Annotated in this window: 19 protein-coding genes; 15 read left to right on the top strand and 4 right to left on the bottom strand. The window is 47.1% G+C overall.

Features of this window, described 5'->3' with window-relative positions; translation table 11 throughout:
- Positions 1 to 92: 92 nt before the first annotated feature.
- The 10 genes from R5268_RS09250 (at position 93) to R5268_RS09205 (ending at position 6,992) form a co-directional block, all read left to right on the top strand.
- Positions 93 to 824, top strand: a complete 732-nt coding sequence (locus R5268_RS09250; RefSeq protein WP_317419249.1) for a T3SS regulon anti-activator ExsD domain-containing protein — start codon at positions 93 to 95, stop codon at positions 822 to 824.
- On the top strand, positions 754 to 2,328 hold the full coding sequence (gene sctC, locus R5268_RS09245; RefSeq protein WP_317419248.1) for a type III secretion system outer membrane ring subunit SctC: 1,575 nt from the start codon (positions 754 to 756) through the stop codon (positions 2,326 to 2,328). The genes R5268_RS09250 and sctC overlap by 71 nt, the downstream gene beginning before the upstream one ends.
- A 36-nt stretch (positions 2,329 to 2,364) precedes the next feature.
- Positions 2,365 to 3,555 carry an EscD/YscD/HrpQ family type III secretion system periplasmic domain-containing protein gene (locus R5268_RS09240; protein WP_317419247.1) on the top strand — a complete coding sequence of 397 codons (1,191 nt, stop codon included), beginning with the start codon at positions 2,365 to 2,367 and terminating at the stop codon, positions 3,553 to 3,555.
- 187 nt (positions 3,556 to 3,742) lie between these two features.
- Positions 3,743 to 3,997 (top strand): type III secretion system needle filament subunit SctF, encoded by a 255-nt coding sequence (gene sctF / locus R5268_RS09235; RefSeq protein WP_107680018.1) that lies wholly within the window; start codon positions 3,743 to 3,745, stop codon positions 3,995 to 3,997.
- Positions 3,994 to 4,350: a YscG family type III secretion protein gene (locus R5268_RS09230; protein WP_107680019.1), complete on the top strand. Its 357-nt coding sequence runs from the start codon at positions 3,994 to 3,996 to the stop codon at positions 4,348 to 4,350. The genes sctF and R5268_RS09230 overlap by 4 nt, the downstream gene beginning before the upstream one ends.
- A complete protein-coding gene (locus tag R5268_RS09225; protein WP_107680020.1) occupies positions 4,347 to 4,721 on the top strand; it encodes a guanylate kinase in 375 nt (124 codons plus the stop codon). Before R5268_RS09230 ends, R5268_RS09225 begins: the two co-directional genes overlap by 4 nt.
- A gap of 5 nt (positions 4,722 to 4,726) precedes the next feature.
- Positions 4,727 to 5,038, top strand: coding sequence for a type III secretion system inner rod subunit SctI (gene sctI, locus R5268_RS09220; protein ID WP_317419246.1), 312 nt, complete (start codon positions 4,727 to 4,729; stop codon positions 5,036 to 5,038).
- A gap of 1 nt (position 5,039) precedes the next feature.
- Positions 5,040 to 5,819, top strand: a complete 780-nt coding sequence (gene sctJ / locus R5268_RS09215; RefSeq protein WP_317419245.1) for a type III secretion system inner membrane ring lipoprotein SctJ — start codon at positions 5,040 to 5,042, stop codon at positions 5,817 to 5,819.
- Positions 5,803 to 6,423: a SctK family type III secretion system sorting platform protein gene (locus R5268_RS09210; protein ID WP_317419244.1), complete on the top strand. Its 621-nt coding sequence runs from the start codon at positions 5,803 to 5,805 to the stop codon at positions 6,421 to 6,423. The genes sctJ and R5268_RS09210 overlap by 17 nt, the downstream gene beginning before the upstream one ends.
- Positions 6,369 to 6,992 (top strand): HrpE/YscL family type III secretion apparatus protein, encoded by a 624-nt coding sequence (locus tag R5268_RS09205; RefSeq protein ID WP_317419243.1) that lies wholly within the window; start codon positions 6,369 to 6,371, stop codon positions 6,990 to 6,992. Before R5268_RS09210 ends, R5268_RS09205 begins: the two co-directional genes overlap by 55 nt.
- Here the strand turns inward: R5268_RS09205 and R5268_RS09200 are convergent.
- Complete coding sequence (locus tag R5268_RS09200; protein WP_317419242.1) at positions 6,989 to 7,729, bottom strand: cyclase family protein; 741 nt, start codon at positions 7,727 to 7,729, stop codon at positions 6,989 to 6,991. The two genes, R5268_RS09205 and R5268_RS09200, sit on opposite strands and share 4 nt — an antisense overlap.
- A 134-nt stretch (positions 7,730 to 7,863) precedes the next feature.
- Here R5268_RS09200 and R5268_RS09195 point away from each other — a divergent pair, with 134 nt between their 5' ends.
- Complete coding sequence (locus R5268_RS09195) at positions 7,864 to 8,154, top strand: putative quinol monooxygenase (protein ID WP_107680040.1); 291 nt, start codon at positions 7,864 to 7,866, stop codon at positions 8,152 to 8,154.
- Positions 8,155 to 8,187: 33 nt separating this feature from the next.
- Here the strand turns inward: R5268_RS09195 and R5268_RS09190 are convergent, their stop codons facing one another.
- Both R5268_RS09190 and R5268_RS09185 read right to left on the bottom strand, forming a co-directional pair.
- Entirely contained in the window at positions 8,188 to 8,823 is a 636-nt protein-coding gene (locus R5268_RS09190) for a glutathione S-transferase family protein (RefSeq protein WP_218454410.1), read from the bottom strand.
- 74 nt (positions 8,824 to 8,897) lie between these two features.
- Positions 8,898 to 9,836: a LysR family transcriptional regulator gene (locus R5268_RS09185; RefSeq protein WP_317419241.1), complete on the bottom strand. Its 939-nt coding sequence runs from the start codon at positions 9,834 to 9,836 to the stop codon at positions 8,898 to 8,900.
- Positions 9,837 to 9,950: 114 nt separating this feature from the next.
- Between R5268_RS09185 and R5268_RS09180 the strand changes: the two genes are divergently transcribed.
- The 4 genes from R5268_RS09180 (at position 9,951) to R5268_RS09165 (ending at position 11,929) form a co-directional block, all read left to right on the top strand.
- On the top strand, positions 9,951 to 10,403 hold the full coding sequence (locus tag R5268_RS09180; RefSeq protein WP_317419240.1) for a DMT family transporter: 453 nt from the start codon (positions 9,951 to 9,953) through the stop codon (positions 10,401 to 10,403).
- Positions 10,404 to 10,405: 2 nt separating this feature from the next.
- Complete coding sequence (locus R5268_RS09175) at positions 10,406 to 10,831, top strand: DMT family transporter (RefSeq protein WP_046894429.1); 426 nt, start codon at positions 10,406 to 10,408, stop codon at positions 10,829 to 10,831.
- Between the two features lie 79 nt (positions 10,832 to 10,910).
- Positions 10,911 to 11,219 carry an antibiotic biosynthesis monooxygenase family protein gene (locus R5268_RS09170; protein WP_107680026.1) on the top strand — a complete coding sequence of 103 codons (309 nt, stop codon included), beginning with the start codon at positions 10,911 to 10,913 and terminating at the stop codon, positions 11,217 to 11,219.
- A 14-nt stretch (positions 11,220 to 11,233) separates the two neighbouring features.
- Positions 11,234 to 11,929 (top strand): winged helix-turn-helix domain-containing protein, encoded by a 696-nt coding sequence (locus R5268_RS09165; RefSeq protein ID WP_317419239.1) that lies wholly within the window; start codon positions 11,234 to 11,236, stop codon positions 11,927 to 11,929.
- On the opposite strand, the gene R5268_RS09160 is transcribed toward R5268_RS09165, so the two are convergent.
- Positions 11,930 to 12,196 carry a DUF2798 domain-containing protein gene (locus R5268_RS09160; RefSeq protein ID WP_004238319.1) on the bottom strand — a complete coding sequence of 89 codons (267 nt, stop codon included), beginning with the start codon at positions 12,194 to 12,196 and terminating at the stop codon, positions 11,930 to 11,932.
- Positions 12,197 to 12,425 lie beyond the last annotated feature (229 nt).

Here is a 12,425-nt window from a genome sequence, read left to right as displayed (position 1 = left end):
ATAAAAAATTAAAATAAAAATTACACCAATATAATATCGTGTCTGCTAGTCTGTCCCCTTTGCTGTACTTTATGTTTAACACAGAGGGAATTATGCTTAACAAAACAAAAGATACTGCTATTTTGTCAGACACTGATACATATGTTTTTTATGAAAGATATCATGAAAATGATTTATTATCAAAATATATTCACCGAGAAAATATTGATAAATTAAAAAAATCAGCCTGGTTCAGCCGCAGGAAAAAATGGAATATTCCTTTCCGGCATAGTGATTTAGTTATGATTAGAAAAACCATATGTCAATATCCTGATAACTGGGAATCACATCTGGCTGATACGATCAGATTATCTGAATCCCGTTGCTGGGTTGACTGGATTATTACAGGTGCCTATGAATACTGGCAGAATAAAAACCATAGTGAATTAATCACACTGAGAAACACATACGATAAATGTCTTATTACTAAAAAACAATTATCAGCCTTAGTTTTACTTTATAAAGATAATGATATTTTGGCTGGTCAGTCCGTTATTGATGAGGAAGAAAATAAGCTATCAGAGTGTGAACGTACAGCGGCACGGCTGGAAAATGAAATCGATACATTACAGCAATCTGTCTTGTTTAGTATCCGTGACCTTTATGATGCATTCCGTGCCACTGTTTATCACAATAATACGCTGAAGCATGATCATTTTCCGGATGAGTTACAGATATTTATCGACTCTCTTTTATTACTGAAAGAAAATAATAATGAACGCGTATATCAATGGTTATATCAAAGAAATCTTTGCCAGCGTGGTGACACCGTGCTCTGGTATTAATGTCCGCAGGATAAGCCATTACCTGACAGGGATATTTATATCCCTGTTTTTCTCTGTTTGTCAGGCTGAGTCATTTACCTCTGATGAACCCTACAGCTTTATTGCCAACAACACCCCGTTATCTGAAGTTCTGATCAATTTTGCCGCCAATAATGATATTGAAACCGAAATAAGCCCGGATATAAAAGGGTTTGTGAATGATCATCTCAGTGCGGATACGGCGACAGAATTTCTGGAAAAACTGTCCCGCCTCTATCGTCTGGAAACGTATTTTTATAATAATACGCTGTATGTCAGTAAAAAGAGCAGTAATCAGACCCGGACTATAGGGCTGAAATACCTGACAGCAGGAGATGCCGCCACACTGTTACGGGATACCGGTATCGCTGACAGCCACCGGAAAATAACAATCAGTTCCCCGCGGCAACTCAGGCTGGCCGGGCCGCCTGCTTATCTTACATTTGCACAACAGGCAATTGATGCCAGAGAGAGTGAATTAAGTGAACAATATCTTTCACCGGTACAAACTGTCACTATTATTCCGCTGAAATACAGTTCAGCGGTCGACCGGATTATTAAATACCGCGACAGTCAGATTACCGCTCCCGGAGTTGCCACTATATTATCCCGTATTCTTTCCGGACCGGTTAATCTTCCCGGATACAAGTCACCGGAAGGTCAGAATAACTATCAGGGTGTGATTAATGCTGACCCGACACTGAATGCCATTATTTTACGGGATACGCCTGAAAAAATAGCGTTATATAAGGAATTGATCAGTAAACTGGACATTCCGACATCCCGGATAGAAATTGCACTCTATATTATCGATGTTGATACTCAGCGTGCCGGTGCTCTGGGTATTGACTGGGGCGGAACCATAAGCAGCGGTAAGACCAATATCAGTATATCTTCCGCCTTATCACCACAAGGGGCCGCGGCCGGAACGCTGCTCAATCAGACCGGACTGAATCAGTTGCTGGCCAATGTACATCTGCTGCAAACCAAAGGCTATGCCCGGATGGTATCCCGTCCGACAATTCTGACGCTGGAAAACAGCCCGGCACTGATCGACCATAATGAAACCTATTATGTCAAAGTCAACGGTGAGCGGGTCGCTGAATTAAAAGGCATCACCTACGGGACACTTCTGCAATTAACACCCCGTATTATCCGGGAAACAAAAAACACGCTGCTGGATATGACCCTGCATATCGAAGACGGCAATCAGAAAGCCGGTAATAACAGCAGTGACACTATCCCGACAATCAACCGTACCGTTATTGATACCATTGCGCGGGTCGAATTAGATCAATCGCTGCTGATCGGCGGTATTTATCGCGATGAAGAATTAAAAACAGAATCAAAAGTTCCGTTACTGGGTGATATTCCCTGGCTGGGAGCGCTGTTCCGGAGTGAAACAACGCAGGAACGCAGTGCTGTCAGATTGTTTATTATCCGGCCGCGGATTATCGATTACGGAAAACCGGTTTCATCATCATAAAAAAACAGTTTTTAATACGGATATTAATACCTGTCTATGACTATCACTTTATCTGTTTTATCCGGCCTGCACCGGGGAGCAAAAGCAACGTTTCCGGTTCCGCCTTCCGGCGATATATTTATAACACTGGGAGCGGATGCATTACGCACCGATATCACGCTGTTAGATCCGGGTATACTTCCGGTGCATTGTCGTCTGGCTGCGGATAAAAACAGCCTGCGACTTTGTGAGAATAACAGCAGTGTACCACCGGAACAGGGCCACCGTCATATTCTTCCCGGTGACCATATTGTCGCCGGGAAGCGTTTTGAATGTGCCGGGATAAGCTTCAGTGCACAATACACAACAGCGGAAATTCCCTTTCGCCACCGGAAAATCGTCTTTATTTTCGTCTTTATATTGCTGTTCATTTCCGCCGGACTCTTTTTCTTCACCCGGCCGGGACGTACGATACCGTCCGCAGAACAATTTTTATCGGCGGAACCCTACCGTTGTTTATCACGGGAGAAACACGATAATAAATGGATAATCCGCGGGTCCGTTACCCGTACCGCAGAAAAAGAACTGGTGGCTTTTTTCAGGCAACAGGATATCGCCTACCGGCTGGATGTCATCACCCCGGATACAGAACTGAACACATTAAATTCATGGCTCAGCGCAGCACCGAATAATCACCTGACTGCCGAATTAAGCACAATGTGCGGACACATTACTATCCGCGGAATCCGGGCTCCGCATCAGCAAAAAATATCACTGAAAGACTTTTTACCTGCGTTACTAATACCATCAGGAATGGTGATTGATGATCAATCAATAATCACTGACGATTATATAAAAAAAACAGATTTGCAGATAAATACCGTTAAAAAAAACAATGATATTCTTAGTTATATGTTCACGGAAACATCGCTTGTTATTATCACAGGCCGGAAGGAAAGTGCACAGTTAAGAAAACAGTTATCTGCATTTCTTAACGCATTTAATCAGGAGTTTGTATTTAACTATCAGCCAGAGTTCCGTGTACAACCGCTCAGCAAGCCCGGTATCAGGATCAGTGCAGTTTCTCTCGGGGAAATACCGTATATTATTACTGACAACGGGGGTAAATACAGGGCCGGATCATCCCCGGATAATGATACCAGGGTAATTTCTATCGATAAGGAGAAGGTGGTGTTACTGTATAAAAACGAATATTACACCATCATACTGACTGATGACAAAAAATGATGATTCATTTGATTACCTGATAAAAAATCATACAGATATATTATTACGAATAAAAAAATTAAAACAAGAAACAACATGTCGTATGTCAGCGTCAAACAGTAAGTTTATTTTTGCTCAGCTCCGGATAAAAGCAGATGCGTTGGATGCTGCTGAAATCATTTTAAATACATTGTATTAAAGGGAACTTATGCCAATTATTTTTGATCCGACAAGAACCGGAAGTATACTTGATGATATCCTGAACAGTCTGAAAGAACAGGCTCAGGCAAATGAAAAAGAGCTGAAAGATGCGATAGATAGTTTAAAAGCAAATCCGGATAATCCGGCGCTGTTACAGGAATTACAATACCGGACAACAAAATGGAGTCTTGTTTTTAATACTGCATCTTCATTAGTTAAATCGATGAAAGATATTATGCAGAATATACTGCAAAAAATATGATGATACTTTCAGATGAGCGTCTTCTTGCTGAAACAGCACTGGCCGGTATTCTTGCCGGAAAATATAAAGAGGCAGAGGCTATTGCGGCCTGGCTGCTGACACAAGACATCCGGTATCATGAAAGCGGAAAACTGATCCTGGTGACCGCCTGGCATGCCTGCCAAAAATATACTGAGATTGTTCATCTGCTGTCCGGTAGCTGCAGTTCATCCCTGTTACCATTTAAAGCATTAAGTGAATATCACCTTGGCCTTAACCATAATCTTAAAAAAACAATAAAAATATTAAAATCCGACGGAAATAACGAATTAACGGTATTTGCCGAACAATTTGAAAAGGATTTGTTTTTATGAACAAAGATACAAACAGCAATAATGAAATATCTGATCTCACTGAAAACCGTCAGCAGTTATGGCAGGAACTTGAAAACTGTACGGTTGAAAACCCGGAATATCGTGAGTTATGTAATACATTACTGACGCCGGTTATTTCTGATTTAAAAAAAATCAGTTATCAGAATACTATCAGCCGGGATATGTTATTGACGATTTTATCCCGTTATGATGAATACGGTCCTCACCAGGAATTTATTTTGTCACGGTTATGGCAGAAATTACCGGATTCACTCTCCGGCACGACACTTAAACATCTGATATCTGCCGAGCTGAATCAGCAGATAGCAGTGAATAATCAGCTGGTTCTGCAACAAAATAACATCCGGTGATCACAATGATATCTGCACTCCGTACCCATACACTTCCGCTGTCTGACCTCGCGGTGACAGCGGAGGAGAATACTGTATCAGCGCAACCGGCTGAGGAAACAGAACACCTCAAAAAGATATTTGATAATTTTTACCGGACAATAAAACAGGATACTGACAGTATCGCCGGATTGCGTGACAGTGCAGCACTGACATCGCCGGATATATTATTACAGACACAATTAACTCTGGCAAAAATTCATTTTCGTGAAGAATTACTGGCAAAAACTGTCGGAAAAGTCAGTCAGAATATCGATACTATTATTAAAAGTCAGTAATATGCGGTTATTTATCTCTGCACTCTCCCGGTATTTCCGCTTTATTGTACTCAGTCTGTCAATATTACTGCTGACGGCCTGTAAAACAGAGCTGTACAGCGGATTACAGCAAAAAGAAGCAAATGAAATGTACTCTCTGCTGCTGGAGAATCATATTATTGCGGAAAAAAAATCCGGCAAAGAGGGAAAGGCAACGTTATTTGTTGAGGAATCACAGGCTCCTTATGCCATTGAATTGCTGAAGCAACGCGGCTATCCGCTGAGACAATTTCAATCCCTGAACGATATTTTCACCGGCGATACGCTGATCCCGAGTCCGCAGGAACTGACAGCCAAACTCAGCTATGTCCGCTCACAGGAACTGGCTCAGATATTATCCGATATTGATGGTGTGATTACCGCCAGAGTGCTGTTTACCCGGCCCGAATCTCAGGCCAATACAGAGACAGCGGACGGAAAACAGGGACGGGCTGTGATATTTATTAAATATTCCGCTGATATTCCGGTATTCCGCTACCGTGAGCAAATTATGCAGCTGGCAAAAAACAGTATTGAGGGACTGGAGCCTGAAAATATCAGCCTGACACTGATACCTGCGGTGGCTACCAAACCGGTGATCACCACACCGGAATTACGGACGATGCTGAATATACAGGTCACCACTGGTTCTTATCCTAAATTACTGGGGTATATTGCCGGATTTGCGGTACTGCTGCTGATATCTCACCTGCTGCATTTTTTCTTTCACCGCCGGAAATTACGTCATGACTCCGCTGACTGAATTCGGATTTTTCTTTTGTCCGGCACTGTATTGCCATCCCCGTCATCTGAATACGCTGCCGGATTATTCACTCATATCCGCCCTGCAGGATAAATACAGAAACCCGCTGCTGAACCGCCGGTTGTTCAGCCATTATGACTTAACCGCAGAAATGACGGTATTGTCCGGGCTTCAGCGGGCGATATTATTGAGTGACTCCGGATTACAACGCTTTCTGACTTTCTGTGGTTGTTGTTTTTACCTGCCGGATCTGATGACGCACTGGCCGGTACCAGCACGCCGCAGCCCCTTTTCCGCTTTAACACCGGAAGATGCCGGACGGCTTCTGAACTGGCAATCCGGCTTATTATTACCGCTGCACAACTACCAGCGCTCACTCACTCATACTGTTCAGGATAACGTGATTCTCAGTGTTACCGGCCGTCAGCTGTGGTTTTATCTGCTGCGGGAGAGTCATGAGCAGTTTCACCGGCGGGCGGAATTGCGTTTTCCGGATACCGTGCCGCTGATCCCGTTTCCTTCTGAACTCACTACTTTTCTGAACACATTATGCCGGACGATACTTCAGGCACTGACTGCGTCAGATTGCCCTTCAGCCGCCTGACCGCGGATACGTTTACCCTGACGGCGGCCCCCTGCATTATCCCGGCTGCCGATTACCGCGGGTTACTCAGCAGAGAAGCGCTGAAAGCGGAGACAGAACAACTGCGCAGTCAGATGCGGACAGAACTGGCTGATGAAGCAGAAAAGGTGCGCAGGCAGGCACAGGACGAGCTTGCTTCCGGGCAGGCAGAAGCGCTGTTGCAGACCCGCCGTCACTGCAAAGAGGTTATTGCGCAACTTGACGATGAGATAACCGCAATGATCTGCCATACCGTACAGATACTGCTGGAAGAGACTCCGCCTGAGAACCGCCTGCGGGCGGCGCTGCGCCGGAGCATAAAACAGATAAACCCGGGTTTTTCCGTGGCGCTGGTTGTACACCCGGATCAGACCGCATTTTTGCATCAGTGGCTGTCAGCAAAAGACACAATAACGCTGCCGGACGATATATCGGTTGAGACTGACAACACCCTTCTCCCCGGCGACTGCCTGATCCGCCAGGGCAGGCAGATTATTCATGCCACGCTGGAACACCAGCTTTCGGTGCTGCGGGAAATGTGCCGCGATTAATCCGGCAAAATCGCAAATGACCGGACCGGGAACCCGCCTGCATTGTCCGGTTTTGCCACGATATTAAAAATGACCGCGCCTTTGGCCGGGACTTTATCCAGATTGGTCAGCAGCTCTATCTGATACGCATCCTGATCCAGTACAAAATATTCCGCCAGCAGCGCACTGTTTTTACGGAAATCCTGCGCCGAATCGGTATCAAACGTTTCATGCCCCACCGCACTGATCCCCCGCTCGCGGAACAAAAACTCCAGCGCATCCAGACCCCAGCCCGGGATATGGTTGTTACCTTCCGCATCTTTGTTATCCATCAGCACCTGTGACGGCCAGCGTTTGCTCCAGTCCGTGCGTAAAGCCACAAAACTGCCGCTTTCGATACGTCCGTGTACCTGCTCAAACGCCAGAATATCCTCTGCGGATAAGGCAAAATCCGCATCCTGCTGTGCGCGGGCGGACTGATCGATCACCACCAGCGGCAGTACCAGCTCCTTCAGTTCCAGCTCGTGAACGAAACGGCGTCCCTCCACAAAATGGCACGGTGCATCAATATGGGTGCCGTACTGGCCGGGAAAAGTAAACTGCTGGGCAAAAAAACCGTCACGGTAATCAAACAGGGTTTTGAATTCCGCCGGTTCAAACATAAAAAAGTACGGTGAATCAGCATTAAATGCGTGTGTCAGATCAATCCATTTTTTTGATTTCAACAGATTCACGGCTTCAATTAATGATAATGACATTCTGCCCCCTCAATGTTATACCGGTAGTTGTTGTGATTTATGCTCTGGTTATCAGTCAGAATTTACACGGCTTACCGGGGAAGTCATTTGCAGATATTTCATGTTGTTTGTCCGCACCGGACAAGGAGAACGCGATGTTAAAAGTGATTGCTGAAGATTTTATGCAGCCGGATGCTGTTGAGATCCTGATGCCGATGTATGAAGAACTGGTTGCCGCCACCCGCCGTGAGCCGCTGTGTATCAGTTATGATCTTTTTGTCGATCAGAAAGACCCGGGGCATTTTATTTTTATCGAAACCTGGCCGGATCAGGCCGCGCTGGATACCCATTGCGCCAGTGAGCACTTCCGCCGTCTGGTGCCCGCCATTAATCAGTATCAGCGCGCCGAACCGCGTTTTCTCCTGATGGACAGCGCCGTTAAGTAATAATCAGGGCGGGTCTCCCCGCCCGCTCTGTTTTCAGTCGTGGATGATTTTCGCTTCTTTCGCTGCCGCATCACACCACTCAATGATGGCAGGATGCGCCAGGATCCGGTCAATCCACGCCTGTGCCGCCGCTGAAAACGGCAGCTGATAAGTCCGTGCCCGCAGTGCCACCGGCGCATAAAAAGCATCCGCCGCGCTGATATTTTCCCCTGCCAGCCACGGGCCGCCGAACCGGGTTAATCCCTCACACCAGAGCTGATCCAGACGCTGACACTCTTTCTGTAATTCCGTTGTCATCTCTGCGGCCGGGCGGCTTTCTGTGCAGTTCAGCGGGCACTCGCGGCGCAGCGTGGTAAACCCGGAATGCATTTCTGCCGCGGCAGAGCGCGCCCATGCCCGGGCGGTTTTTTCCGCCGGCCAGGTTTGCGGATAATCCTCTGCAATATATTCGCAGATTGCCAGAGAATCCCAGACCGTGGTCTCCGCCGTCACCAGACACGGCACCAGCCCGGACGGGGAAAAACGGGTAAATTTCTCATAACTGCTGCCGCCCGGCACAAAGGTGGCCAGTTGTTCATCAAACGGGATATTCAGGGCTTTCAGTAAAAACCAGGGTCTCAGCGACCAGGAAGAGTAATTTTTATTAGCGATCCACAATTGCAGAGACATATAACCCCTCTCAATGAAATTAAAATAAAGGATATAAACAGCAGGCTGATTGCCTTACCCAATGTATCCGGTTTTTATTCCGCCACCTTAAAAAAGGATAAATCCTGTTCATATTCTTTCTGATAGTGCCCTTCCGTGCCCAGCGCATCCTGCAAAAAATGTAAAAATGCGGAGACTTTTTTCGGCAGATAGTCACGATCCGGATAAACCGCATAAATATGATGCAGCGGCAGCGGGTATTCAGGTAACAGCGGGATCAGCCGCCCGGCACGAATATCCGGTGCCGCGATAAACTGCGGCAGCTGGCAAATCCCCGTTCCCTGTAACACCGCCTGATGCAGCGCCAGACTGTTGTTGGCGCGCAATGTCCCCTGCGGGGTAAAACGTACGACGTCTCCCCAGTGCAGAAATGTCCATGACTGACCGGCCTGAAAATAGCTGTAAAACAGGCAGTTATGCGATTTCAGCTCAGTCAGATTCAGAGGTGTGCCGTGCTGTGCCAGATACGCGGGAGACGCGCACAACACACTGCGGCAGGGCGATAACACCCTGGCAATCAGAGAAGAGTCCTGCAATTCCCCGATCCGGACAGCCAAATCAAACCCTTCCCCGACCAGGTCCGTCAGTTTGTCATCAAACACCATTTCCGCCTGCAGTGACGGCCAGCGCTGTAAAAAAGCAGGTATAATTTTTGCCAGATGCAGACTGCCGAATACCGCCGGGGCACTGATTTTCAGTGTGCCGTCAACCTCACGGCTGTAATGTGACAATGCATCCTGCCCGTCCAGCACCGCCTGATGGGCTTTTTTCAGATAGGTGTAATAAAGCTGTCCGGCTTCCGTCAGCTGCAAATGGCGCGTGGTACGGGTGACCAGCCGGATACCGGTTTGTGTTTCCAGCGCCGCCAGTTTTTTACTGACCGCCGATTTGGTCATATGCAGATAGTCCGCCGCCTTTGTCAGACTTCCCTGCTCTGTAATTGCGATGAACACCGGTAAAAGCGAAAAATCCATAGACGAGCCTTGTTTGTCAACCTGAAGGAAACTCTGTTTTTCTGTTTATAGCGTTTATTCCCGGCACCGGCAATCTCTATACTCTCTCCGTCCGCAATAAAGTGAAAAATGACGATGAAAAAAGAGATCCTGTTACCGCTGATTGCCTTACTTTCCGGGGTATTACTCACTCTGATGATTATGAGCAACAGCTATTTATCCACCTTTACCTCTCCGTTACACGCCTCCTGGCTGACACACGGCACCGGCGCGATTGTTGCCCTGATAATCTGGCTGACAGTGAAAACACACCTGCCGCAGCGCCGCGCCGGCAAAAAAATTCCGTTGTGGTGCTATCTCGGCGGAATACCCGGTGCATTCACCGTATTGCTGGCGGCAGTCACTGTTAACAGCCCGCTGTCACTCTCCGGTTCGATTGTGCTGATGCTTGCCGGGCAGATAGTTACCGGCCTGATTATCGACCATTTTGGTCTGATGGGACTGGCACAGCGCAAAGTGACCGGCCGCGACAGGCTGACACTGCTGCTGTTATTCAGCGGCTGTATTCTGATCATTGCAGGAAAATAATCATGTTACTGTTTTATATTACTATCGCGCTGACAAATGGCATTTGCATTATTTTCAGCCGCAGTATCAACGGCAGATTATCTCAGGGCAGTAATGCGTTTTATGCCTCTTTGGTTAATCATGTCGCCGGGTTTATTTTCCTGAGTGTGGTAGTGCTGTTTTACCTGCCGCAGTTCCCCGTCACGCTGAACAGCATTCCGCTGATTGCATTTAGCGGCGGCATTATCGGCGCCTGTTTTGTGGTGATAAACAGTTATATTCTGCCGCTGCTCGGCGCTGCACTGACCACCATTCTGGCTATCGGCGGTCAGGTATTATCCGGTTTTATTATCGATATTATACAGCACGGCATGCCGTCACATCTGGTGATGCAGATAACCGGCGTGATCTTAATTTTGCTGGCTATCGGTGTCCGCTACCGGCCATAATTTTTCATATTTCGTTGTTCAGCGAAGTGTTTTTTCTGTGCTTCCGTTATGATTATCCTCAACACATAAGGAGGCACTCATGTTTGCCGTTATTTTTGAAGTCAGTATGCCGGAAGATAAGCAATCCCGTTACCTGGATATCGCCGCCGGGCTGCGCCCGCTGCTCAGTGACGCAGAGGGCTTTATCTCCATTGAACGTTTTGCCAGCCTGAGCACACCGGGCAAATTATTGTCGCTCTCATTATGGGAAGACGAAGCCTCTCTGCTGAAATGGAAACAAAACCTGCAACACCGGCAGGCACAGGAAGAAGGCAAAGCGGATATTTTCTCGTTTTACCGGATACGTATTGCTGAAATCAGCCGTGAATATGAGTTCGGGCAGGAATAATCTGCGGAGGTGATATGTCAGAAGAACACATTCCGGAATTAGAAACCGCTCTCGCCGGTGTGGCTGCCGCCCTTGCCGATCCGTCCCGTATCCGTATGCTCTGCGCCCTGATGGATGGCCGGGCCCGGACCGCGACTGAACTGAGTATTGCCGCGGATATCAGTGCGTCAACGGCCAGCGCGCATCTGACAAAACTGGTCACCGGAAAACTGATCATCTGTATACCACAGGGGCGTCACCGCTATTATCAGCTTGCCGGATTAAACGTGGCTGAATTCATCGAAAAAATGATGAATCTTACCGGGATTCCGGTGACAGCCACTATCCGCAAATCCTCCGCACCGGTACATTTACGGCAGGCCAGAACCTGTTATGACCATCTGGCCGGTGAAACTGCTGTTGCTGTATATGATGCGATGCAGGAAAAAGGCTGGATAACCGCTGACGGAACCGCACTGACAACATCAGGTGAATCCGCGCTGATAACACTTGGCCTGCCGCCCGCACACACCGTAAAACGGGTTTTCTGCTGCGGCTGTCTGGACTGGAGTGAACGCCGGTTTCACCTCGGCGGCTATCTGGGCGCCGCCTTTTTCACACATTGTGAACAACAGGGCTGGCTGATCCGCACACCGGGCTATCGTGAAGTGACGATCACCGGAAAAGGAAAAAAACAATTCCGGCAATGGCTGGGGATTCAGATTTTGTAATTATGAGCTTCTGACCAATAATAACGATAATTTACGGGCGAACGGCAGAACAAATAAGACGGTCGGGAACGCAATAGCCCAGGATATTCCCCATGATGTCAGCCACGGGGAAACCAGCAGCCAGGAAAAACCCAGCGCTTTGACCGTACTGATAAAAGAGACAATACCGCTCATCACCAGCGATAAGAAAAAAGGAACCAGAAAGATTAACGCACGCTGAGGCAGCTTAGGAAAACCTAAAATATAATTTTTGTCCTGAAAAGACATAGATGACTCCGTATAGTGACGACACAACAACACATAACCGTTGTAATGTACAAAGTTACATGCGTTGATTAACGTAAACGCTTACGGGTCAGAGAATTGACCGTTGATGGCGCTATTCTATGAATCTGAGTGCATTTGTCAAATGCAATTTATTCTCAATACCGCAATATTTTTTTAAATCCTGATAATTCAAAAAATAATCAGCATAATAGCATTGTGATTTCCCGCC

Source organism: Morganella sp. BCCO 40_0007, from assembly GCF_032989665.1.
Taxonomy (GTDB): domain Bacteria; phylum Pseudomonadota; class Gammaproteobacteria; order Enterobacterales; family Enterobacteriaceae; genus Morganella; species Morganella sibonii.
Note: the sequence above shows the minus strand (reverse complement) of the source record. Positions and strands in the feature narration are given on the sequence as shown.

Coding starts and splice junctions, on each gene's coding strand:
- R5268_RS09225 (WP_107680020.1), top strand. CDS start 4,347: ATGAACAAAGATACAAACAGCAATAATGAAATATCTGATCTCACTGAA.
- sctC (WP_317419248.1), top strand. CDS start 754: ATGAACGCGTATATCAATGGTTATATCAAAGAAATCTTTGCCAGCGTG.
- R5268_RS09175 (WP_046894429.1), top strand. CDS start 10,406: ATGTTACTGTTTTATATTACTATCGCGCTGACAAATGGCATTTGCATT.
- sctJ (WP_317419245.1), top strand. CDS start 5,040: ATGCGGTTATTTATCTCTGCACTCTCCCGGTATTTCCGCTTTATTGTA.
- sctF (WP_107680018.1), top strand. CDS start 3,743: ATGCCAATTATTTTTGATCCGACAAGAACCGGAAGTATACTTGATGAT.
- R5268_RS09180 (WP_317419240.1), top strand. CDS start 9,951: ATGAAAAAAGAGATCCTGTTACCGCTGATTGCCTTACTTTCCGGGGTA.
- sctI (WP_317419246.1), top strand. CDS start 4,727: ATGATATCTGCACTCCGTACCCATACACTTCCGCTGTCTGACCTCGCG.
- R5268_RS09195 (WP_107680040.1), top strand. CDS start 7,864: ATGTTAAAAGTGATTGCTGAAGATTTTATGCAGCCGGATGCTGTTGAG.
- R5268_RS09205 (WP_317419243.1), top strand. CDS start 6,369: ATGCCGGACGATACTTCAGGCACTGACTGCGTCAGATTGCCCTTCAGC.
- R5268_RS09185 (WP_317419241.1), bottom strand. CDS start 9,836: ATGGATTTTTCGCTTTTACCGGTGTTCATCGCAATTACAGAGCAGGGA.
- R5268_RS09165 (WP_317419239.1), top strand. CDS start 11,234: ATGTCAGAAGAACACATTCCGGAATTAGAAACCGCTCTCGCCGGTGTG.
- R5268_RS09190 (WP_218454410.1), bottom strand. CDS start 8,823: ATGTCTCTGCAATTGTGGATCGCTAATAAAAATTACTCTTCCTGGTCG.
- R5268_RS09250 (WP_317419249.1), top strand. CDS start 93: ATGCTTAACAAAACAAAAGATACTGCTATTTTGTCAGACACTGATACA.
- R5268_RS09210 (WP_317419244.1), top strand. CDS start 5,803: ATGACTCCGCTGACTGAATTCGGATTTTTCTTTTGTCCGGCACTGTAT.
- R5268_RS09160 (WP_004238319.1), bottom strand. CDS start 12,196: ATGTCTTTTCAGGACAAAAATTATATTTTAGGTTTTCCTAAGCTGCCT.
- R5268_RS09240 (WP_317419247.1), top strand. CDS start 2,365: ATGACTATCACTTTATCTGTTTTATCCGGCCTGCACCGGGGAGCAAAA.
- R5268_RS09230 (WP_107680019.1), top strand. CDS start 3,994: ATGATGATACTTTCAGATGAGCGTCTTCTTGCTGAAACAGCACTGGCC.
- R5268_RS09200 (WP_317419242.1), bottom strand. CDS start 7,729: ATGTCATTATCATTAATTGAAGCCGTGAATCTGTTGAAATCAAAAAAA.
- R5268_RS09170 (WP_107680026.1), top strand. CDS start 10,911: ATGTTTGCCGTTATTTTTGAAGTCAGTATGCCGGAAGATAAGCAATCC.